Annotated in this window: 21 protein-coding genes; 3 read left to right on the top strand and 18 right to left on the bottom strand. The window is 67.4% G+C overall.

What is annotated here, in order from left to right; translation table 11 throughout:
• Position 1 precedes the first annotated feature (1 nt).
• Positions 2–2,137 (top strand): 1,4-alpha-glucan branching protein GlgB, encoded by a 2,136-nt coding sequence (gene glgB, locus ABTV68_RS08895; RefSeq protein WP_433677274.1) that lies wholly within the window; start codon positions 2–4, stop codon positions 2,135–2,137.
• A gap of 50 nt (positions 2,138–2,187) precedes the next feature.
• On the opposite strand, the gene ABTV68_RS08890 is transcribed toward glgB, so the two are convergent.
• Together ABTV68_RS08890 and ABTV68_RS08885 are read right to left on the bottom strand one after the other, a co-directional pair.
• Complete coding sequence (locus tag ABTV68_RS08890) at positions 2,188–3,114, bottom strand: co-chaperone YbbN (protein ID WP_433677273.1); 927 nt, start codon at positions 3,112–3,114, stop codon at positions 2,188–2,190.
• On the bottom strand, positions 3,111–4,952 hold the full coding sequence (locus tag ABTV68_RS08885) for a glycosyl transferase (protein WP_433677272.1): 1,842 nt from the start codon (positions 4,950–4,952) through the stop codon (positions 3,111–3,113). The genes ABTV68_RS08890 and ABTV68_RS08885 overlap by 4 nt, the downstream gene beginning before the upstream one ends.
• Before the next feature lie 163 nt (positions 4,953–5,115).
• Here ABTV68_RS08885 and ABTV68_RS08880 point away from each other — a divergent pair, with 163 nt between their 5' ends.
• Positions 5,116–6,168, top strand: coding sequence for an AI-2E family transporter (locus ABTV68_RS08880; protein WP_433677271.1), 1,053 nt, complete (start codon positions 5,116–5,118; stop codon positions 6,166–6,168).
• Positions 6,169–6,180: 12 nt separating this feature from the next.
• On the opposite strand, the gene ABTV68_RS08875 is transcribed toward ABTV68_RS08880, so the two are convergent.
• The 9 genes from ABTV68_RS08875 to rpsB form a co-directional block, all read right to left on the bottom strand.
• Entirely contained in the window at positions 6,181–6,891 is a 711-nt protein-coding gene (locus ABTV68_RS08875; protein ID WP_433677270.1) for an alpha/beta hydrolase, read from the bottom strand.
• Positions 6,891–7,178, bottom strand: a complete 288-nt coding sequence (locus tag ABTV68_RS08870) for a hypothetical protein (protein ID WP_433677269.1) — start codon at positions 7,176–7,178, stop codon at positions 6,891–6,893. The genes ABTV68_RS08875 and ABTV68_RS08870 overlap by 1 nt, the downstream gene beginning before the upstream one ends.
• A gap of 12 nt (positions 7,179–7,190) precedes the next feature.
• On the bottom strand, positions 7,191–7,907 hold the full coding sequence (locus ABTV68_RS08865) for a transglycosylase SLT domain-containing protein (RefSeq protein WP_433677268.1): 717 nt from the start codon (positions 7,905–7,907) through the stop codon (positions 7,191–7,193).
• A 48-nt stretch (positions 7,908–7,955) separates the two neighbouring features.
• Entirely contained in the window at positions 7,956–8,516 is a 561-nt protein-coding gene (locus ABTV68_RS08860; RefSeq protein ID WP_433677267.1) for a DivIVA domain-containing protein, read from the bottom strand.
• A complete protein-coding gene (locus ABTV68_RS08855) occupies positions 8,513–9,559 on the bottom strand; it encodes a phosphatidate cytidylyltransferase (protein WP_433677266.1) in 1,047 nt (348 codons plus the stop codon). The genes ABTV68_RS08860 and ABTV68_RS08855 overlap by 4 nt, the downstream gene beginning before the upstream one ends.
• Positions 9,560–9,565: 6 nt before the next feature.
• Positions 9,566–10,123 carry a ribosome recycling factor gene (gene frr, locus ABTV68_RS08850; RefSeq protein WP_231089904.1) on the bottom strand — a complete coding sequence of 186 codons (558 nt, stop codon included), beginning with the start codon at positions 10,121–10,123 and terminating at the stop codon, positions 9,566–9,568.
• 80 nt (positions 10,124–10,203) lie between these two features.
• Positions 10,204–10,926 (bottom strand): UMP kinase, encoded by a 723-nt coding sequence (pyrH, locus tag ABTV68_RS08845; RefSeq protein ID WP_433677265.1) that lies wholly within the window; start codon positions 10,924–10,926, stop codon positions 10,204–10,206.
• A 94-nt stretch (positions 10,927–11,020) separates the two neighbouring features.
• A complete protein-coding gene (tsf, locus tag ABTV68_RS08840; protein ID WP_433677264.1) occupies positions 11,021–11,848 on the bottom strand; it encodes a translation elongation factor Ts in 828 nt (275 codons plus the stop codon).
• A gap of 79 nt (positions 11,849–11,927) precedes the next feature.
• The gene (rpsB, locus tag ABTV68_RS08835) at positions 11,928–12,791 is read right to left on the bottom strand and encodes a 30S ribosomal protein S2 (protein ID WP_433677263.1); all 864 of its coding nucleotides are present in this window, start codon (positions 12,789–12,791) and stop codon (positions 11,928–11,930) included.
• Positions 12,792–13,252: 461 nt separating this feature from the next.
• On the opposite strand from rpsB, the gene ABTV68_RS08830 reads away from it, so the two are divergent.
• Positions 13,253–13,837, top strand: a complete 585-nt coding sequence (locus ABTV68_RS08830) for a murein hydrolase activator EnvC family protein (protein WP_433677262.1) — start codon at positions 13,253–13,255, stop codon at positions 13,835–13,837.
• A 109-nt stretch (positions 13,838–13,946) separates the two neighbouring features.
• Here ABTV68_RS08830 and ABTV68_RS08825 read toward each other — a convergent pair whose 3' ends face one another.
• The 7 genes from ABTV68_RS08825 to ABTV68_RS08795 all read right to left on the bottom strand — a co-directional run bounded on the left by ABTV68_RS08825 (position 13,947) and on the right by ABTV68_RS08795 (position 20,731).
• Positions 13,947–14,849, bottom strand: a complete 903-nt coding sequence (locus ABTV68_RS08825; RefSeq protein WP_433677261.1) for a tyrosine recombinase XerC — start codon at positions 14,847–14,849, stop codon at positions 13,947–13,949.
• 67 nt (positions 14,850–14,916) lie between these two features.
• The gene (gene dprA, locus ABTV68_RS08820; RefSeq protein ID WP_433677260.1) at positions 14,917–16,119 is read right to left on the bottom strand and encodes a DNA-processing protein DprA; all 1,203 of its coding nucleotides are present in this window, start codon (positions 16,117–16,119) and stop codon (positions 14,917–14,919) included.
• Positions 16,120–16,286: 167 nt separating this feature from the next.
• The gene (locus tag ABTV68_RS08815; protein WP_433677259.1) at positions 16,287–17,807 is read right to left on the bottom strand and encodes a YifB family Mg chelatase-like AAA ATPase; all 1,521 of its coding nucleotides are present in this window, start codon (positions 17,805–17,807) and stop codon (positions 16,287–16,289) included.
• Positions 17,804–18,166 carry a YraN family protein gene (locus tag ABTV68_RS08810; protein ID WP_433677258.1) on the bottom strand — a complete coding sequence of 121 codons (363 nt, stop codon included), beginning with the start codon at positions 18,164–18,166 and terminating at the stop codon, positions 17,804–17,806. The genes ABTV68_RS08815 and ABTV68_RS08810 overlap by 4 nt, the downstream gene beginning before the upstream one ends.
• A gap of 158 nt (positions 18,167–18,324) precedes the next feature.
• Positions 18,325–19,485 (bottom strand): serine hydrolase domain-containing protein, encoded by a 1,161-nt coding sequence (locus ABTV68_RS08805; protein WP_433677257.1) that lies wholly within the window; start codon positions 19,483–19,485, stop codon positions 18,325–18,327.
• Positions 19,482–20,438, bottom strand: a complete 957-nt coding sequence (locus ABTV68_RS08800) for an alpha/beta hydrolase (RefSeq protein ID WP_433677256.1) — start codon at positions 20,436–20,438, stop codon at positions 19,482–19,484. Before ABTV68_RS08800 ends, ABTV68_RS08805 begins: the two co-directional genes overlap by 4 nt.
• Complete coding sequence (locus tag ABTV68_RS08795) at positions 20,435–20,731, bottom strand: alpha-L-rhamnosidase C-terminal domain-containing protein (RefSeq protein WP_433677581.1); 297 nt, start codon at positions 20,729–20,731, stop codon at positions 20,435–20,437. Before ABTV68_RS08795 ends, ABTV68_RS08800 begins: the two co-directional genes overlap by 4 nt.
• Positions 20,732–20,757: the final 26 nt, after the last annotated feature.

Genomic DNA, 20,757 nt, shown 5'->3' with positions numbered 1-20,757 from the left:
CATGAGCGAGACGATTTCGACCGACACACTGCGCGCCGTAGCGGAAGGCGCGTACCACGCTCCGCATGATGTGCTGGGAATCCATCCCGCCTCAGACGGCGTAGTGGTTCGCGCCCGCCGCCCGCTCGCAGCGACCGTCACCGCACGCTTCGCCGATGGCACGTCGCTTCCGCTCACCCACCGCCTCGCCGGCGTGTGGGAGGGATTCGCCTCGGGCGAGCCGCGCGCCTACACGCTGGAGACCACCTACCGCGATGGCGCGCCCTGGATCGCGGATGACCCGTACCGCCACACGCCCACGGTGGGCGAGCTGGATCTGCACCTGATCGGAGAGGGCCGGCACGAAGAGCTCTGGCGCGTCCTGGGCGCCCACGTGCGAACGCACGACGCCGTCGACGGGGTCGCGTTCAGCGTCTGGGCGCCGAATGCCCGGAGTATACGTGTGGTGGGTCCGTTCAACGAATGGGACGGCCGCAGCCATGCGATGCGCTCCATGGGCAGCAGCGGCGTCTGGGAGCTCTTCGTTCCCGAACTCGGCGAGGGCACGATCTACAAGTACGAGATCCGAACCGCCCGCGGCGACTGGATCCTCAAGGCCGACCCCATGGCACAGGCCGCTGAGATGCCGCCGGCGACCGCATCCCGCGTCACTCGCTCGCACTACGTGTGGAACGACGCCGAATGGATCGCCCGCCGCACCGTCACCGATCCGTCCGTGCGTCCCATGTCCGTCTATGAGCTGCACCTGGGCTCCTGGCAACCGGGTCTGTCCTACCGTGATGCTGCCGACCCGCTCATCGAGCACGTGAGTGCCCTCGGCTTCACGCACGTCGAGTTCATGCCGCTCGCCGAGCACCCCTTCGGCGGATCCTGGGGCTATCAGGTCTCGGGCTACTACGCGCCCACGAGTCGCTTCGGCTCGCCCGACGATCTCCGGTACCTGATTGACCGACTCCACGGCGCCGGCATCGGCGTGATCATGGACTGGGTACCCGGCCACTTCCCCAAGGATGCCTTTGCTCTCGGCCAGTTCGACGGTCAAGCCGTGTACGAGCATCCCGATCCGCGGCGAGGTGAGCACAAGGACTGGGGCACGTACATCTTCGACTACGGTCGCAACGAGGTGCGCGGCTTCCTGGTGGCCAATGCCCTGTACTGGCTGGAGGAGTTCCACGTCGACGGACTGCGCGTGGATGCTGTGGCGTCGATGCTGTACCTTGACTACTCGCGTCAGGACGGCGAATGGGAGCCGAACGTCTACGGCGGGCGCGAGAACCTCGAGGCGATCTCGTTCCTCCAGGAGGTGAACGCCACCGCGTACAAGCGCAACGCGGGCATCGCGATGATCGCCGAGGAATCCACCAGCTACCCCGGTGTCACGGCCAGCACGGATTCCGGCGGCCTGGGCTTCGGCTTCAAGTGGAACATGGGGTGGATGAACGACTCGCTGCAGTATGTGTCGCGCGATCCGCTCTGGCGTGGACATCACCACGGTGAGATCACATTCTCCTTTCACTACGCCTTCAGCGAGCAGTACGTGCTGCCGATCAGCCATGACGAGGTCGTGCATGGCAAGGGAAGCCTGCTCAACCGGATGCCGGGCGATCACGCGGCGAAGCTCGCCGGGGCACGCGCCTTCCTCGGATACATGTGGGCGCATCCGGGCAAGCAGCTGCTGTTCATGGGTCAGGAGTTCGGTCAGCTCTCGGAGTGGAGCGAGGGACGCGGTCTGGACTGGTGGATGCTGGATCAACCCAGCCATCGTCAGCTGCAGTCGTTCGTGGGTGCCCTGAACCACACATACCGCGAGCAGCCGTCGCTGTGGGAGCGCGATCGTGATGGCTCGGCGTTCTCACTCCTCGGCGCTCCGGCATGGAACACGAACATCGTCGCCTTCGACCGTGTCGATCGAAAGGGACGTCACGTCGTCTCGGCGACCAACTTCTCGGGCTCTGTGGTGGCGAACCTGCCGTTCATCCTGCCGAAGCCGGGAGTCTGGCACGAGGTTCTCAACTCCGACGCGGCGGAGTTCGGCGGTAGCGGCGTCGGCAACTTCGGCAGCGTCACCGCCGACGACGCGGGCCTCACCAGCATCACCGTTCCCTCGCTGGGCACGATCTGGTTCACCCACGAGTGAACGACAAAGGAGCACCCGGTACGGGTGCTCCTTTGTCGTTGGTCACCGAATCAGAACAGCAACGACGACAGTCGTCCGCGCGCTCGGATGACGCGCGCGTCGGAGTCGCCGACCAGCCCGAACAGCTCCAGAAGTCGTTCACGTACCGGCGTTCGCTCGTCGGTGGGAAGCGCGGCGAACAGCTCGAGAAGACGGTCGAAGGCGTCCTCGACGTGTCCACCGGCGAGGTCCAGATCTGCGACGGCCAGCTGAGCGTCGATATCCGTCGGTGCCGCGGCGGCTGCGGCCCGGACGGCCTGCAGATCGGCATTCTGCACCCGCTGCAGGAGCTTCACCTGGCCGAGGCCGGCACGAGCGTCCTCATCCCGCGGGTTCTCCGCCAGCGCCGCTTCATAAGCGGTGACAGCGCGCGCGTAGTCGCCGGCTTCGATCGCGTCGTACGCCTCGGCGTGCAGCGGCGGTAGCGGCTTCTCGGCGGGCGCAGCGGCTTCGGTATCGCCGGCACTCGCGCTGGCCTCAATCGTGCCCGTCACACCGTTCTGCGCAGCCACCTGCAGCAGCTGAGCGAACACCTCGCGCACCTGCTGGTCATCGGCCGCACCGTTGAACATCGGCAACGGCTGGCCCGCGATGACGGCGACCACGAAGGGCACCGATTGCGCGCCGAAGGCCCGCACGATTCCGGGATTCGCATCGGCGTCGACGTTGCCGAGCACGACACGACCCGCCAGGGCGCGAACGACAGCCTCCAGAGTCGCGGTCAGCTGCTGGCTGGCCTCGCTGCGCGCGGACCACAGATTCACCACCACGGGGACCGAGCGCGACAGGTCCAGGATCTTCTGGAAGTCGGCCTCGGTGACGGTCGAGATCAGCTCCGCCGCTCCCTGCGCGGCCGCCGTCTGTTCGGGGCTCGGACGATTGCGGAGAGAGGACAGATCGACAGCGCCACGCAGCACGGCGCCGGGGGCATCGCTCACGGGAGTACCTCAGCCTTCAGGATGTCGCTGGAGAAGCCCAGCAGTCGGATCTTCTCCCCCGACGACTGGCCGGGGACGAAGAAGAACAGTTGGTCGGAGTAGGTGGTCTGGAAACCGGTCTGCGACTGCGTGACGCCAGTCAGCGCCGTCACCCGAGGGTTGCCGTCCAGCTTGATCACCGCGTCGGCCACCGACGGTTTCGAGGTCTCCGTCTCCTCGACGTTGACCGCGACGATGGCACCGTTGTCGACGGTCATCAGAGCGACGGGTGCCGATGCGCCGGCGCGAGCGGCGAACTCCAGCGTTCCGGTCTGGCCCTCCGCTGTCGTGTTGAAGGTGTCGAGCTGCTGCTGGCGTCCGGCCGTGATCTTCGGCAGGAACGTGTCGACGTCCAGGTTGAAGCTCGCAGCGAACTCGCTCGTGGCGCCCTTGTCGAGTACGTCGGCGTATGCCCCGGCCACCTGATCCGGAGCCATCACCAGGAGTGACGAATCCGGACGCACCAGGTTGGCACCGAGCTCGGCCGGCGCGAGGTTGGGGGTCTGCGCCGACGCTTCGAGCTGGGCCAGGTAGGAGACCTTGTAGGGGCTCCAGGCGTCGTTCTGGGTCGCAATCAGGATGCGCGGAGCGACCGTGGTGTCGGCTTCGTCCTGCCACACCGCGAGAATCGTCCGGGGCCAGCCGCTCTTCGCCTCCGGAACGATGATCTGATACGGCTTCGACGGAACAGCCGTGAGGGCAGGCACGTCCGGCAGCGTCGCGCGCAGGGTGTAGTTCGTGGCGCGCGCGGCCAGCACCGCATCAGACAGACGCGTGGAGGCGACATCGATACTGAGCGAGCTGTCGGCCGCGGCCGCGGTGGTCGCAATGCGATCGAGGATCTTCTCGGCCTGCTGCTCGGTGACCGACGGCTTCTCCTGGTCCTCCGGAACGATCACCGTCGGGGTGGGGCTCGGTGTCGTAGTGGGCTCGTCGAACTTCGGCCAGGCATCGGCGGTGCATCCACTCAGGAGAGCGCCGGAGACGACGAGCGCGGGAATGGCAATGAGCGAGCGGCGACCACGCTTCTTCGTACCCGAACTGATCACACCCTTCTCCGCCGCATCCAGCTCGCCCACACTGATCGGCTGCGTCTCCGGCAGAGGTGGAACTCCGCGGCGTCGCGGACCACGGGATCGTCGCATATGGCGGATCCCGAGAACGTACAGCAGGATGCCGACGATGAGGGCGATACCGCCGAGCACGACCAGCGGGCCCGCCCATGGCGTGGAATTGTCGATCGCCCAGGACAGGGCGATGTCGCTGGGCGCCGGGTTCTGGCCGTCGGTGGCGATCAGCACGGCCATCGTGTCCGGCAGTCGCATCTTGCGGATCATGGAGCCGGTGTCCGTCGTGAACTCATCGGTCCACAGGTCCGATCCGACCGGGCTGGCCGAATTCGGAGTGATCAGTCCCGCAGCGGTCGCCGCGTCGATCCCCTTCTGGACGGTCTCATCCGCGGCCGGGGCTTCCTCGGTGGGCGCGACCACCGTCGAGGTGATCGATCCATCGTCAGCGAGAGTGACGTGGTTGTACGAGCTGTCGGCCAGCCACGCCGCGACATCCTCCTTGACCGCGATGGCACCGAAGATGTCGCCTGAGCCCCCGACCATCAGAGTCTGAACGCCCGGCAGCTTGTTGAAGACCTCGCCATCGATCATCGTGTACGGCTGGTCGGCGGAGACGCCGAGTTCAGCACGCTCGGTGTTGGGACCGAGGAACACGGTGCGCTGGGCGATGCCGCCAGCGATGAGAATGGCCGCGATCACGAAGGATGCGACAGCCCAGACAAAACGCACGAAATTTCTCCTCACATCTCCGCGCGGGGCACGGAGCGGATAGACACTCGACCAAACAGACTAGCGAACCTGACTGAAAGTTGTCCCGACAGTGCCGGGTTACCGGGCCATTCGGCCTCGGCGCACTATGTTGTTCGGGAGCACTCCGACCGGCGAAGGAATCATGAAGCTGCAATACCCGTTCCGCACCGCCCTGGTCGCAACGCTCGGCGTGGGCGTCGGCATCGCCCTCATCACGGGCGTCCAAAGCCTCGGTGCCGTTCTCCTCTATGTCGGCACGGCACTGTTCCTGAGCCTGGGACTCGATCCGGTGATCTCCTTCCTGGAGCGCCGACGTGTGCCGCGTTGGGCCGCCGTGCTGATCACCGTGGTGGTCGTGCTGGGCGTGTTCGCGGGCATCGTCGCCATCGTGCTGCCGCTCATCATCAACCAGGTGACGCTGCTCGTGAATCAGGTGATCCGCATCATCACCATGCCGGATCTCATCGGCGAACTGGAGAAATGGCTGACGAACCTGTTCCCCAATCTGCGGGTGCAGGACGTGTTGGATCAGGCACAGGAGTGGGCACTGTCCAGCATCGGCGACTTCGGCTCGCAGGTGGTCAATCTGAGTCTGGGGGCGATTCAAGGACTGTTCGGCGCGTTCATCGTGTTGATCCTCACGATCTATCTCACCGCCTCCACGCCGGCCCTCAAAGCGTCCGTGTACCAGCTGGTGCCCGCATCGCGTCGCGAACGGTTCATCGACATCGCCGAGCAGATCATCGACTCGGTCGGCTACTACGTCATGGGTCAGGTGACGCTCGGTCTCATCAACGGCCTGCTGAGCTTCTTCTTCCTCTCCATCATCAATGCGCCGTTCAGCGCCGTTCTCGCGGTGATGGCGTTCTGCGGATCACTCATTCCGCTGGTGGGGACACTCACCAGCTCGGCGATCATCGTCATCGCGTGCTGGCTGATCCCGGATGGCGGATCGGCGACGACGGCGATCATCGCGGCGGTCTACTACCTCATCTACATGCAGATCGAGGCGTATGTGATCTCGCCGCGCATCATGAATCGCGCGGTGTCCGTTCCGGGTGCCGTGGTGGTCATCGCGGCGCTGGCCGGAGGTGCGCTGGGCGGCCTGCTCGGAGCCCTAGTGGCCATCCCGGTGGCCGCGAGCCTGCTGATCATCTACCGTCAGGTGATCATTCCGCGCCAGAACGAGCGCTGACCTCGCGGGCGCTCAGCCTTCCCAGTCGGTCGGCAGCGGGAGGGCGGACGGGTTGACCGCGCTCACGATCTCGGTGAGCACACGGTAGGTCTGGTTCTCCCCGACCCACAGGTGGCGGCCCCCGTCAACGGAGATCAGCCGCGCATCAGGAATGCTCGCGAACCGTTCGCGCGCTTCGTCAGGTCGCAGATAGTCGTCGAGCTCCGGGACGAGGATCACCACGTGGCAGTCCTCACCCGCCCACGCTGCGACGTCTTCAGCGGTGGCGCGATGCAGCGGCGGCGACAGCAGGATGATTCCCTCGATGTCATGGTCGCGTCCATACTTCAGCGCCAGCTCCGTCCCGAAGGACCAGCCCACGAGCCAGGGCCGTGGCAGCCCGCGTTCGTGCACGAAGTCCATGGCCGCTGCGAGGTCGGCTTCCTCACCGATCCCCTCCTCGAACGCACCTTCGCTGGTCCCCCGCGGCGACGAGGTGCCCCGGGTGTTGAAGCGCAGCACGGCGAGGTCGGCCAGCGCCGGCAGTCGCGCCGCGGCCTTGCGCAGGATGTGGGAGTCCATGAACCCCCCGGCCGTCGGCAGCGGGTGCAGGGTGACGAGCGTGGCGACCGGCGTCCCGTCGAGCGGGACGGCCAGTTCGCCGACGAGAGTCAGGTCGTCCTGCGTCCGCAGGGTGATGTCTTCGCGACGAGCGGGCAGCTCAACCGCGCCACGGATTTCCATCAGCTGATCCTCCAGCAGTGCGTGTGCCAATGGCGCCGAGCGCCCAGATCAGCGGTGTCGCCCAGGACGCCGTCGGCGCGCCACGCGACGAGGTGCGCGACACCAACGGCCACGATGCGTCCGCAGCCCGGGCAGGTGTATTCCTTCTGCGCCTGGCGCTCGGAGACGGGCTGCACGTACCATTCCTGGCCGCGACGCACCTCGGTGCGCTTGAAGCCCGCGATCATGCGGGCAAGGGAATCCTCAGCGCGAGAATCCTCCGGTCGACGTCGATTCGATCGGGGCATAGCGAGACAGCGTCACCACCAGTGGTTGTTGACCCAGAAGTTGTACGCATCCGCCCACGAGCCGTACCGACCCACGGCGTACCCGTTGGCCCAGGTCAGGTTCGCGACAGGATCGTACCCTCCGCCGGGCACCTTCGAGCACGGCAGCGCCTGAACCAGGCCGCACGCACCCGAACTCGAGTTCGTGGCGTTCGGATTCCAGCTGCTCTCCCGGCTCACGATGTAGTCGACGTAGCCCCAGTCGCTTTCAGCGATCCCGGCGGCTGCCATCCACTCGGACGGCGATCCGCCACCACTGTACTTGGGGGCGTCCCCGCCGCTGCTCTTCTTGCCGCTGCCGCTGTCGTTCTTGACAGAGGCGGGCTCCGGGGTGGGAGTCGGAGTGGGAGTGGGGGTAGGCGTCTGATACGACATGTACGAGTCGCGGGAGACCTCACCGCTGACGACGGCATCCGCGGCCGTGAAGGCCTGCGCTCCGCTAGCCGACAGCTGGTAGGCCGTGGAGGAGGTGGCTGTGGGTGCCGGAGCTGCCACCGGACCAGTGCTCGCGAGCGCGACCGGAGCGACCGTCGCTCCGACGAAACCGACGGCGGCGAGAGCCGAGAACACGGCCATCGCGCTGCGTCGACGGGCCTTCTTCACGACGAGCTGCGGAGCGTTCGTCTGACGCTGTGCAGCGCGCTTCTCACCGCGCCGCTCTACGGGATTCGTCTCGTTAGCAGAAGTCACAATGGGATAACTATACCCGGAGCCTGCGCCGATGGCATCAGGAGATGCTCAGCGCGTGGGCGTCACGGCGAGCATGACCTCGACGACGGCATCCAACACCGCATCGACCTGTTCCTCCGCGTAACCGTTGCGCTGCATGCGGAAGGCCGCCGCGCGCACCTGCTCCGGCGTCACGCGATCACCGTGTTCGAAGTAGCCCACGAGTTTGTCGGTCACAAGGTCCACCTCGTCGATCCGATAGCCGTAGCGCAGCACGCCGGCGCGACGGAATCGGTGTCCGCGGGGTCGTGAGATCCGCTCCAGCACGATCTGTGCGGTCGTCCGGGCCTGCTCCACCCAGCCGTCGACGCCCACCGCGCGGATGCGGGCGTCGCGCTCACGCGCGGCGAAGGCGTCCTCGATCCGTCCGAGTGCGGCATCTACGGGAGCGATCTCATAGCCGTTCTTCACCAGCGGGAAGGCGGCCTGGCGGATGTCGTCCGCCGTGAGCGCGACGGCATCGTCGCGCCGCTCGAACGCGGATCGTGCGTGGGCGAGGAAGCTGTCAACAGAACGCTGCTCGTAGCCCTTGGTGCGACCGGTGGCGCGCGGGAAAGGAGTCGAACTCACGAGAGAACCGCCAGAGGTGAGAGGAAGTGGTGGAGGGCCAGGACAGCCACGGCCGAGGGCAGGATGCTGTCCAGACGGTCCAGGATGCCGCCATGACCGGGGATCCAGGAACTCATGTCCTTTATGCCGAGATCGCGTTTGATCATCGACTCGCCGAGATCGCCCAAGGTCGCCGTCAGCAGCAGCGCGAGTCCGCAGGCGAGACCCGCCCACCAGGGCAGACCCAACAGGAAGATGCAGATGAGGGTGGCCGTCACGACAGCGAACAGCGCCGCTCCGCCGAGTCCCTCCCATGTCTTCTTGGGGCTCACACGCGGTGCCATCGGATGCTTGCCCAGCCACAGACCGATCGCGTAGGCCCCGGTGTCGGCGGAGACCACGACGGTGAGGAACAGGATGATCCAGTTCTGTCCGTTGTCCTCGCGCAGCACCAGCAGTGCCAGCGTTGCCAGGAACGGAATGTAGACGGGGATCAGGACACTGGCGAAGATGTCGTCGAGGACGGCGCGCCGCACGCGACCGTCCTGCGCGCTCATCTGTGCGATGAGGCGCCAGACGACGATGAGGCTGACTCCCGCGAACAGCAGCACCCACAGGGCCCAGGTCTCCGCCACGTACGCCGAGCCGACGAGGGCCACCGCCGTGACGAGCTGGGGAATCAGATCGATGCGACGTCCGGCGGTCTGGAACGCGCGCGCGAGCTCATAGACCGCGGCACCGGCCGCCACCACCGCGAGGATCACGAAGATCCACTTCAGGAACAGCAGTGAGCCCAGCACGATCGCGCCGAGCGCGAGACCGATGAGGATCGCGCCGATGAGATCGCGTCCGGTGCGCGCCTTGATCCGCTCCTGCGCCTCGTCGAAGTTCTCACGGGCGTGGGCGACCTGCTTGTCGAAGTTCTCGCGCGCATGGGCCACCTGCGATTCCAGTTCCTCGCGTCGAGCCTTCAGGTGCGCCGGGAAGGCCCGAGCGCCGGTGTCCGACGAGACGTCGGTCGCCGGCTGCTCGGGCTCAGAGTTCCCGTGGGAATCGGACGTCATGCCGGGTCAGACCTCGAGCAGCTCAGCCTCTTTGCGCTTGAGCGCCTCGTCGATGAGGTCGGTGTGCGCGCGGGTCAGAGCGTCCAGCTCCTTCTCGCCGCGGGCGACCTCATCCTCGCCGACCTCGCTCTTGAGCGCGTCCAGCTCGTCCTTCGCCTTCCGACGGATGCCACGGACCTGGACCTTCGCGTCCTCGCCCTTGGTCTTGACGAGCTTCACGAACTCCTTGCGGCGATCCTCGGTGAGCTCCGGAAGCGTCACACGGATCACGTTGCCGTCGTTCGACGGGTTGGCACCGAGATTCGGCATGTCGCGAATCGCGTTCTCGATGTCACGCAGCGCGCCCTTGTCGTAGGGCGTCACCAGCAGTGTGCGAGCCTCGGACGAGTTAATCGAGGCGAGCTGGGCCAGCGGCGTCATGGTGCCGTAGTAGTTGACCATGACCTTCTGGAACAGCTGAGGGTTGGCGCGACCCGTACGGACGGTCGAGAAGTCCTCTTTGGCGGCCTCAACGGCACGCTCCATCTTGGCCTTGGTGTCGGCGATCACAGCGGCGGCGGTCATGCCTGCTCCATTCATTGAGTACAGCTGATGTCAGTCTAGTGGGACCGCTTCCCGGTCCCTGTGAGGGTGCCTGCGGAGCGTCAGGCGGTGACGAGGGTTCCGATCTCCTCACCCAGCAGAGCCCGGGTCACGTTACCGGCGGGCTCCATCCCGAACACGCGCATCTTCATGCCGTTGTCCATGCAGAGGCTGAAGGCGGTGGAGTCGACGACCTTCAGGCCCTGCTGCAGCGCATCGCTGTAGGTCACGTGGTCGAGCTTCACGGCATCGGGATTGGTGCGGGGGTCGGCGGAGTAGACGCCGTCGACGCCGTTCTTCGCGACAAGCACCTCGGTCGCACCGATCTCCAGGGCGCGCTGGGCGGCGACCGTGTCGGTGGAGAAGTACGGCAGACCAGCGCCGGCGCCGAAGATCACGACCCGGCCCTTCTCCATGTGACGCTCGGCCTTCAGCGGGATGTAGGGTTCGGCCACCTGGGTCATCTGGATGGCGGACTGCACGCGCGTCGCGGCACCGGCCTGCTCCAGGAAATCCTGCAGCGCGAGGGCGTTCATGACGGTGCCGAGCATGCCCATGTAGTCGGCTCTCCCGCGTTCCATGCCGCGCTGGCTGAGCTCGGCGCCGCGGAAGAAGTTGCCACCGCCGACGACGATCGCGACCTCCACCGTGTCGACGACCTCGGCGATCTCGCGCGCGATCGCGCTGACCACATCGGGGTTCACGCCCAGCTGTCCGCCGCCGAAGGCCTCGCCGGAGAGCTTCAGCAGGACGCGACGGCGTCCGGTCTTCTCTGTCGTGGTCACGTTGTTCCTCTCGTCGCGCTCAACCGTATCGCGCTGGTGTGTGTGCGTGAAGAAGGGCCCGGATCGTGAAACGATCCGGGCCCCGAAAAAGGTCTTACGCGCCGACCTTGAAGCGGGCGAACGCGGTCACCGTGATGCCGGCGTCCTTCGCCACCTGGGCGACCGTGAGCTTGTTGTCACGGGCGTAGTCCTGGTCGAGCAGGGCGACCTGCTTGATGAACGCGTTGACGCGACCCTCGACGATCTTCGGCAGGGCAGCCTCCGGCTTGCCCTCCTCGAGAGAGATCTTCGTGACGATCTCGCGCTCCTTCTCGATGTCCTCGGCCGGGACGTCGTCACGGCTCAGGAACGAGGGGTTCGCGAACGAGATGTGCTGCGCGATGGCGCGAGCGGCCTCAGCGTCGTCACCGGTGTAGGCAACGACCACACCGACCTGCGGGGGCAGGTCCTTGTTGGTGCGGTGCATGTAGACCTCGAACTTCTCACCCGAGATGGTGCGAACCTGACGCAGCTCGACCTTCTCGCCGATGATGGCGGCCTCGTCGCTGATCAGCTCGGCGACCGTCTGGTCTCCGGCGGGAGCGGCGAGAGCGGCCTCGACCGAGTCGGCAGCGGCGGCAGCGGTAGCGGCCAGCACCTTGTCGGCGAGCGCGATGAAGCGCTCGTTCTTCGCGACGAAGTCCGTCTCGCAGGCGAGCTCGATCAGGGTGACCTTGCCGTCCTGCTCGGATGCGGCGATCAGGCCCTCGCTGGTGGAGCGGTCGGCACGCTTCGCGTTGCCCTTGGCGCCCTTGAGGCGCAGGATCTCGGTGGCCTTCGCGACGTCGCCGTCAGCCTCCTCCAGCGCCTTCTTGGTGTCGACCATGCCCGTGCCGAGCTGCTCGCGGAGAGCCTTGATGTCGGCGATGCTGAAGTTTGCCATTGTGTGGCTCCTCTGTGATGTAAGTGGCAGCTGTAATGGATGGGCAGCGGGTGGCGCTCACGCGCCACCCGCTGATGGCTTACTTGGCCTCGGTCTCCACGGCCTCGGCCTGGGCCTCAGCGCCGGCCTCGTCCGCAGCGGTCTCGGTGGCGGCGACCTCAGCGGCAGCGCCCTCGGCGACCGGAGCACCCTGCTCGAGCAGCTCGCGCTCCCACTCGGCCAGCGGCTCAGCGGCCTGCTCGTCGGCCGGCTGGTGCTTGGCGATGAGACCCTCGGCTGCTGCGTCGGCGATCACGCGGGTCAGCAGCGCGACGGAGCGAATCGCGTCGTCGTTACCCGGGATCGGGTACTGCAGGTCGTCCGGGTCGGCGTTCGTGTCGAGGATGCCGATCACGGGGATGCCGAGCTTCTTGGCCTCGTCGATGGCGAGGTGCTCACGCTTGGCATCGATGACCCACATGGCCGACGGCGTCTTGGTGAGGTGGCGGATACCACCGAGCGACTTGTGGAGCTTGTCCAGCTCACGCTTCTTGAGGAGGAGCTCCTTCTTGGTGAAGCCCGAAGCGGACGGGTTCTCGAAGTCGAGCTCCTCGAGCTCCTTCATGCGCGCAAGACGCTTGGAGACCGTAGTGAAGTTGGTCAGCAGACCACCCAGCCAGCGCTGGTTGACGTAGGGCTGGTTCACGCGGGTCGCCTGCTCGGCGACGACTTCCTGCGCCTGCTTCTTGGTGCCGACGAAGAGGATGGTGCCGCCGTGGGCGACCGTCTCCTTGACGAAGTCGTAAGCGCGGTCGATGTAGGCCAGCGACTGCTGCAGGTCGATGATGTGGATACCCGAACGCTCGGTGAGGATGAATCGCTTCACCTTCGGGTTCCACCGGCGGGTCTGGTGTCCGAAGTGCACACCTGCGTCGAGCAGCTGGCGGATGGTGACGACTGCCATGGTCGTTCTCCTGTTTCTGGGCGCACGGGGCGCCGTGGTTGCGGTTGATTTGTGTGGATGTCCACTACCTGGTGCCAGACACAGCCCCGCCTCGAAAGGACCGTTGGGGATGTGTGCCACGACCGTGGTCGTGCAAGGCACGCGAAGTCACTCCGACATGCGGAGTGCTCGTCCAGTGTAGCAGTGCGCGAGGTGAACGCGGTGCGTGGTGCTGTGTGTTCGACGGGCGATGATCATGCTGCGCTGCGTCCTCCCCAGGGTCGATGTAGCGGGCATCTGTTCCCTCGTCCCGCATCGAGCAAGCGCGACGCCCCGCACGCGGCGAGCATGGGGCGATGAAGCGTGACCACACCCGTTCCGACCCTCGACCCGGCAACCTCCGACGGTCCCAGCACTGGGTGATGCGGACACTCGTGCCGGCAGGAAGAGCCTCGGCGAGTGCGCACCGGGGACGAAGGCTCATGCTGGGAATCGCTGTCATGCTGCTGCTCGTGGGGAACGCGAGTGCGTCGATGGCGGCGTCGATGGGGACTCCCGCACGGGCCGATCTCGAGCCGCTTCGGCTTGTCGAGCGCGGGAGCGCCGGCCCGGTTGTGACACTTCCCGGCCACGAGCGGTGGTCCTGGCCGATCGAGGGCGCCGTGCGCGTCACCCGGCCCTTCCTCGCTCCCCCGCACGCCTATGGTGCGGGGCACCGTGGCATTGATCTCGTGTCCCTCGCCGGTGGTTCAGGCGTCGTCGTGCGTGCTCCCTCCGATGGAGTGATCGCATTCGTCGGAACCGTGGTCGACCGTCCCCTTCTCACCATCGACCATGGCGACGGGCTCGTCACGACGCTCGAGCCGGTGCGCTCCGATCTGGCGGTCGGGGCTCTCGTTCGCGCGGCCGAGGACGTCGGCACCATCGCGTCGGGAGGCCACACGGCAAATGGCGAGCTGCACTTCGGTGTTCGTCTGAACGGCGAGTACATCAATCCTCTGCTTCTGCTCGGAGGAGTTCCGCGAGCGATCCTTCTGCCGTGCTGCTCCGACGCCGGCTCGCCGTAACGTGACCGTCATGCGCGGGGGTGAGCCGACCGATACACGGCGGTGAGACGCTCCAAGGACATGTGTGTGGTCCGGTGAGACGTGCGTGGAGATCTGCGTGACGTGACCGTCAGGCGCGAGGATGGGCCGTTCGGTACACGGCGGTGAGACGCTCCGAGGAGACATGCGTGTAGATCTGCGTCGTGCCGAGACTCGCATGTCCGAGGAGTTCTTGGACGGCCCGGAGGTCGGCACCGCCGTCGATGAGGTGGGTGGCGGCCGAGTGGCGCAGTGCATGGGGACCCACGGTTCGTTCGCCGAGAACCGGCCCGAGCTCTCGCGCCACGATGGAATACACGGTTCGCGACCCGATCCGTGCGCCACGTGTGCCGAGGAAGAGCGCGGGACCGGTCGATTCCGCGCGCGCCTGCAACGCGGGCCGAGATCGTACGAGATAGGCGTCGAGAGCCGCCAGAGCTGGAGCACCGAAGGGCACGACGCGCTCTTTGGATCCCTTACCGAGCACGCGCATCGTGGCGCGTTCGCGATCGATGTCCGCCACATCCAGCCCACACAGTTCGGATACGCGGATCGCCGCCCCATACAGGAGCTCCAGAATGGCGTGATCGCGGAGCGCCGACGCGTCACCCTCGGCCGCGCGTACCCTCAGTGCGTCGAGCATCTCCCGCACGCCATCGGCCGTGGCAACGGCGGGCAGATTCTGAGGCTTCTTCGGCGTGACGAGGCGCAGCGTGGGGTCATGGTCGACGATGCCCTCCTCGAGCGCCCACGCGAAGAAGGTTCGTGCCGCCGCGGTTCGTCGCGCGATCGTGCTCCGCGCATCGCCGCGCTGACTCGCGCGCCACAGCCAATCGCGCAGTTCTTCGAGACCGACGCTGCGAAGCTCTCCGTCGCCCACGGCCGTGCGAAGATCGGCGAGGTCACTGCGGTAGGCCCGCACGGTCGCCGGCGAGAGTCGCCGCACCCGCGCAAGGTACTCGACGAAATTCTCCGTCGCCGCGCTCAGTTCCACACGTCGATCCTCGCGGCTGGCCGTCAGAGCGGGGCCGCGCCATGCCGCATTCGCCCTCCTTCGCTCCTCACTGCCTTGCTCGCACGGCACGCCATCCCGCGCCGTCTCGCTCCACGCGGCCGGTGAGTGACCACAGCCCGAGCAGTGCCTCCGCATCTGCGGTCGAGATGCCGGCACGAGCTGCCAGATCCTCCGTCGTGCGGACGATCCGCGTGGACAGAACGGCGTCCAGGCGTCCGGCTTCCGGGAGTTCGCTGGGCACCTCGTCAACAGCGGGAACCGAGGCACCCGGCAGAAGCTCGATCACGTCGTCCGCTCCGGTGATGCACACCGCGTCATACTCACGCAGCAGCCGATGACAGCCCGACGACGCGGCCGACGTGACGGGACCAGGGACGGCGCCGAGCGGCCTCCCCAGCGAGGCCGCGTGGCCCGCAGTGTTCAGCGAGCCGCTGCGCCAGCCCGCCTCCACCACGAGGGTGGCATCCGTCATCGCCGCGATCAGTCGATTTCGTGCCAGGAAGCGCCACTTCGTGGGTTCGCTGCCGAGCGGTGCCTCACTGACCACCGCACCCGAACGAGCGATCTCGGCGATCAGGGCGGCGTGACCTGCCGGGTACACGCGGTCGACGCCCCCGGCGAGGACGGCGACTGTCGCCCCATCACATGCGAGGGCGGCGCGGTGCGCGGCTCCGTCGATGCCGTAGGCCGCCCCGGAGACCACCCCGACACCGCGGGCAGCCAGGTCCCCCGCGATCTCTGCCGTGATGTGCTCCCCGTAACCGGTCGATGCACGCGCGCCAACGATCGCAACGCGCGGCTCCCTGTTCAGCGGTTCCGGATCTCCACGCACCCAGAGCAGAAGGGGCTGTGACTCCTGAAGGTCGTCGAGACCGTGCGGCCAGTCGGGGTCGCCAGGAAGCAGGAGCCTCGCCCCGCATCGGCGGGCTCGTTCCCACTGCTGATCGAGATCCACGGCGCTGAGGCGCGGCGCCCACCGGGCGTACGCCTTGCGCCAGCGTGCAGACTCACTGCTCGGTGCCGCCGCCACGACAGCGGACGCACCACGGGGCAGCAGCGCCCAGGCCTCGCGAGCACCGTGTCGAGCAATCAGTACTCCGGCGTCCGCATCGCCCGGCTCGATCAGCTGACTCCAGGCGACGCGGGCAGGAGCCTCATCGGACGGATGACGACGTCGCCCATCCGGTGGCGCTCCTCCGATCGCGATGGGCTCGTTCTCCCGCGCCTGCACGTCATCCTGCTCACTCATGATCCGACCATTCCCATCTCCGCCGAAACCTCTGGTCCGGCTCCCACCTCCCACGCCGTCACAGCCCACTCCCGTCGCCACCGAAGACGCTTGTTCGTCTGCGCCTCTCGCTCTGTATCGGTCCACTCCCGGCGTCATCGCCGTCGCGACCTCTCTATCTCGCTCAGTCACAGCCCCACTCCCCTCTTCAGCGCCAGCGCGCGGCCGACGTCATCCAGTTCCGGTTCGTCGACGCCGCGGAGGTCCGCGAGCGTCCACGCCAGTCGCAGGACACGGTCATAGCCGCGGAGCGTCAGCGCCCCGCGACGAAGTGCCTGATCCAGGGGCGACGCCACTGTCGATCCGAGCCGTCGCGGCCCCGTTCTCAGCCAGGGCCCCGCCACCTCGGCATTGATCTGCCACGGTGTGTCCGCCAGGCGTCGGCGCGCACGATCACGTGCCCCAAGAACACGCTCGCGCGCCTGTGCGGTCGTCACACGTTCTCCGCCCGAGGCGACCGTCACACGCGTCACCGGCAGCTCGATGTCGATCCGATCCAGGAGCGGACCAGACAACCGAGCCAGATATCGTCGTACGGCCGCCGCCGGACACGTGCACTCCGCACCACGAACACCGTAATTGCCACACGGACAGGGATTGGTGGCGAGGATCAGCTGGAACCGCGCCGGATAGGAGGCCGTGGCCCCCGTCCGGTGAATGGTGATCGTCCCCGACTCGAGCGGCTGACGCAGCGCATCGAGGGCCGAGGAGGCGAACTCGGCCGCCTCATCCAAGAAGAGGACGCCGTGCGCGGCTCGCGCGATGGCACCGGGACGGATGACGCCCGATCCCCCGCCGACGAGCGACGGAATCGTCGCGGAGTGATGGGGTGCCTCGAAGGGAGCGATGCGCGGCAACCGCAGCACGGGCTCCCCGCACAGGGATCTGACCGAGGCGACGTCGAGGGCGCGATGTTCGTCAAGGTCAGGCAACAGGCCGGGAAGCCGGGCCGCCAGCATCGTCTTTCCCGCACCCGGTGGGCCGCTGAGGAGCATGTGGTGTCCGCCGGCCGCAGCGACGATCAGCGCATCGACGGCGGTGCGCTGCCCGACCACATCGGCCAGGTCCGGTGGATCCGGGGCGTCGTCGAGCATGACGGCGGCGGTCGGGAGCGGCTGCTCCTCTCGCGGGTCGACCTGAGCACCGTGAGCGCGCGCGACATCCGTGAGATTCACCGCGGCCACGACATCCGCCCCGGAGACCAGCTCCGCCTCGGCCCGACATGCCGCCGGTACCACCACGCGTTCGATTCCGGCACGCACTGCGGCGTGCACTGCGGGGAGGACTCCGGGCAGCGGCCGCAGGCGCCCATCCAGTCCCAGCTCACCGACGTGAGCAGTCCGCGCGAGCGATGCCGCATCCATCGGAAGCTCTGTCGCGAGCGCCGCGATCGCCACCGCGACATCGAACCCGGCCCCGCGCTTGGGCAGACTGGCCGGTGACAGGTTGACCGTGATGCGCCGACGAGGCAGAGCGAGCTCCTGATTCGCGCAGGCGTTCTGCACCCGTCTCGCCGCTTCACCGAGTGCCTTGTCGGGAAGGCCGATCAGATCGAATCCCGGAGTATGCGCGGACAGGTCCGCCTCCACCTCGACCATCGCACCGTCGATGCCGTTGAGTGCCACGGCCCACGTCCGTGCCACGCTCATCGGACGTCCTCCAGGTGAGCGAGATCCGCCGTGGCCGGGTCCTCGCCCGTGATCCCGATCACATCGACGCGCACGGTGCGTCCGCGTGACGCCTCGGGATGCTCCCGCACCCAGCCGAGGGCCAGACGCCACACCTGTGCGAGCTTGCGCGCGTCCACTGCGGCGAGCGGGTCGCCATAGTCGACCGTGCGGCGGGTCTTTACCTCAACGACGACAAGTGTCCTTCCGCGGACCGCGACGATATCCAGTTCTCCCGCGGCGGTTCGCCAATTGCGCGAGACCACGCGAAAACCCTGGGCCTGCAGATACGCGCACGCACGATCCTCGCCCGCCCGACCACGTTCATCCTTCGCTGCCATTCCCCGAGGCTCGTCGATCCGCGAGTGCGGCGGGCACGGGAGGCACCGATGTCGAATCACTTTGCCGTGCGCTGCGCCTGGGGAGGAAGCGAGGACTCATTGCGCACCCGCAACCAGCAATCACGGCGGCGAGCGCGCCCGTGGAGACCCGCTGAGGCTCAGTGTGCGTCGAACACGTCGATCACGACATCGGCGATCTCCAGCGCACGCCGCTCGTCCTGCACCACGTCACGCACGTAGTCGCTGGTGAGGAAGACGAACGAGAGACCCCGATCCGGATCAGCGAACGCGAGCTGACCACCGGCTCCGCGATGTCCGAAGGTGCGATCCGACACGCGTGTGCCGAACCAGCGAACGGGACGCGCCATGCCGATCTCCGGGATCGTCTGCACCGTGCGCTCGTTCCCGGCCACCACGAACCCGCCGACCGCGCGATTGGCGGACGCGCCGGCGCGCGATGGTTCCGGCAGTGCGTTGCGGACCTCCGTGGTCGCGATGCGGAGGAGCCCGCCGTCCCACACACCCCGGGGATCGTGCAGAAGCGCCTGGTAGAAGAGCGCCAGGGAAGCGGCGTCGGTGATCATCCCCGCTCCCGGGGTCCCGAGCGCGATGACCTCCGCGTTCTCCGCGTGTGCGAGGGCCGCCTCCTCGGCGGCGATCACGTCCGCAAGAGAAACCGCCGCGCCGAACAGGGCCGTGAACTGCTCCGGGCGGGGTTCGCCGATCCTCCGAATCGCGCGTGGGCGGTGTGAGTCGAAGACCGGAACGCCGAACCGGATCCGCTCCAGCCCGAGCGGATCGAGGATTCGCTGGCGCAGCGCCGCACGGTAGTCCTTACCGGTGACACGCATCACGATCTCGGCCATCACCCAGTGGGCCGAGACACTGTGATAGCCGGTGCCGTACCCCGGCGTCCACTCGACGACGAGTCCCTCCGCCTGACGTGCGCGCTCCGAACGCGAGAACACTGCGGGCGGCACCGGGAACCAGCCGGGGATGGCCGCCGTGTGGAGGAGGAGGTGCTCCAGGGTGATGTCGCCCTTGCCGTGCGCACCGAACTCCGGCCACAGGTCCACGATCCGCGTGTCGAGCGAGAGCTCCTTCTGCCCGATGAGCTGCAAGATGAGGCTGGCGAAGACCGGTTTGGAGGCCGAGAAAGCGCAGAACAGGGACGAGTCATCTACTGCCCCGCACGAGCCCTGCGCGATCACCCGCCCGCCGTAGGCGAGCGCGAACTGCGCGTCCGGAGCCTCATGGGCCGCAAGCACGGTTCCGATCTCGGCCGTGAGCGCTGCCGCGAGCGCGGCGTCGCCGGTCACGTTCGGTCCGCCATCCACCGCACCATCCGGTCGATGCTGCTGCTCGCCTCGGGCAGCCCCGGATCATCGAGATAGCCGTGCACGACGTTCGCGGTCACTTCACTGACGACCGCGACGCCGGCGTCGCGGAGCTGTTCGGCGTAGCGGTCGCTCGACCCGCGGAGCAGATCCCGCTCGGCGGCGATGATCAGTATCGGCGATTGACCATCGAGCGGAGGCACATCGCCAGGCAACAGGTACCTCGCTGCCGCGTCCCCGCCCAGCACGTTGGCTGTGTAGGCGGAGACCGCTCCCGGGGAGATCACCCGCTCGGTGGGTAGTCCACGGACGGACCCTGCGACCTCGGCGGTCACGGGCGGTAGCTCTCGGTGCACCAGGGGGTACACCAGGATGACGGATGCCGGGGCGGGATTGTCATCGTCGCGGAGGCGCAGGCTCAGACCGGCGGAGAGTGCCGCGCCGGCACTCGCGCCGCCGAGATGCACGGCTTCGGCTGAGATGCCCAACCCACGGAGGGCATCTCGGCCCGCGTGCCATCCGCGCAGGACGTCATCTTCCAGTTGCGGTGCCCGCACGCCGTGCAGCGCCTTCCGGTATCCGAGGGAGACAACGGCGACACCGCGAGCGGCGAGCTCGAGCGACACCCAGTGCGCCTCCGGTCGGTCGATGTCTCCGCCGATCCACCCTCCCCCGTGAATCCACACCAGCCCGACCCCGCGACCATTGGCCACGGGATGATACACACGAGCCCGGAGCTCCGCATCCGGGGACGGCACGATCAGCGGTGTGGTCCACACATGACGGAGCCGGGGAAATCGAGCGGTCAGAGAGGCGGTGTCGATGTCGGTGCGAGGATCCGGGATCGGTCCCTCCCGTTCCAGCCACGCGATCTGTGCGCGGATCTGCTCTGCACCGAGGTCATGAGCGGGGTCGTACAGCGCGGCCGACGTCATGCGCCCACCTCCGCTGTCGTGCGCATGGCATGCGAACGCACGCGGTGTCGTCCCTCGCCGCGCTCGATCACCGGCACGGCCTCTCCCAGATCGACGACGGCGACTGTGCCTGGCGGAACGGTGATATCCACGATGAGTTCCTCCTCGATCAGCATCCAGCTCACCTCGATCAGCCCGTGGGGTGATCGATGAGACGTCGATGCGTGTGTCATGCCCCCACCGGGGCGCGGGGCGACGAGAAAGCGCGCGTAGCCCGCCTGCAGCGCGCTGAGCCCGCCGATCACGCGGTGCATCCACTCCGCCACGGACCCGAAGGCGT

Origin of the sequence: Microbacterium gorillae (assembly GCF_050990725.1) — a bacterium.
GTDB lineage: Bacteria > Actinomycetota > Actinomycetes > Actinomycetales > Microbacteriaceae > Microbacterium > Microbacterium gorillae_A.
This window is presented reverse-complemented; position numbering and strand designations above follow the sequence as displayed.

Excerpts from the sequence above, each read along its gene's own strand:
- frr (WP_231089904.1), bottom strand. The coding sequence starts at position 10,123 with ATGACCGCCGCCGCTGTGATCGCCGACACCAAGGCCAAGATGGAGCGT.
- ABTV68_RS08830 (WP_433677262.1), top strand. The coding sequence starts at position 13,253 with ATGCTGGGAATCGCTGTCATGCTGCTGCTCGTGGGGAACGCGAGTGCG.
- ABTV68_RS08800 (WP_433677256.1), bottom strand. The coding sequence starts at position 20,438 with ATGACGTCGGCCGCGCTGTACGACCCCGCTCATGACCTCGGTGCAGAG.
- ABTV68_RS08870 (WP_433677269.1), bottom strand. The coding sequence starts at position 7,178 with ATGCCCCGATCGAATCGACGTCGACCGGAGGATTCTCGCGCTGAGGAT.
- ABTV68_RS08875 (WP_433677270.1), bottom strand. The coding sequence starts at position 6,891 with ATGGAAATCCGTGGCGCGGTTGAGCTGCCCGCTCGTCGCGAAGACATC.
- ABTV68_RS08815 (WP_433677259.1), bottom strand. The coding sequence starts at position 17,807 with ATGAGCGTGGCACGGACGTGGGCCGTGGCACTCAACGGCATCGACGGT.
- glgB (WP_433677274.1), top strand. The coding sequence starts at position 2 with ATGAGCGAGACGATTTCGACCGACACACTGCGCGCCGTAGCGGAAGGC.
- dprA (WP_433677260.1), bottom strand. The coding sequence starts at position 16,119 with ATGAGTGAGCAGGATGACGTGCAGGCGCGGGAGAACGAGCCCATCGCG.
- ABTV68_RS08880 (WP_433677271.1), top strand. The coding sequence starts at position 5,116 with ATGAAGCTGCAATACCCGTTCCGCACCGCCCTGGTCGCAACGCTCGGC.
- rpsB (WP_433677263.1), bottom strand. The coding sequence starts at position 12,791 with ATGGCAGTCGTCACCATCCGCCAGCTGCTCGACGCAGGTGTGCACTTC.
- ABTV68_RS08855 (WP_433677266.1), bottom strand. The coding sequence starts at position 9,559 with ATGACGTCCGATTCCCACGGGAACTCTGAGCCCGAGCAGCCGGCGACC.
- ABTV68_RS08795 (WP_433677581.1), bottom strand. The coding sequence starts at position 20,731 with ATGCACCGCGTGATCGGCGGGCTCAGCGCGCTGCAGGCGGGCTACGCG.
- tsf (WP_433677264.1), bottom strand. The coding sequence starts at position 11,848 with ATGGCAAACTTCAGCATCGCCGACATCAAGGCTCTCCGCGAGCAGCTC.
- ABTV68_RS08810 (WP_433677258.1), bottom strand. The coding sequence starts at position 18,166 with ATGGCAGCGAAGGATGAACGTGGTCGGGCGGGCGAGGATCGTGCGTGC.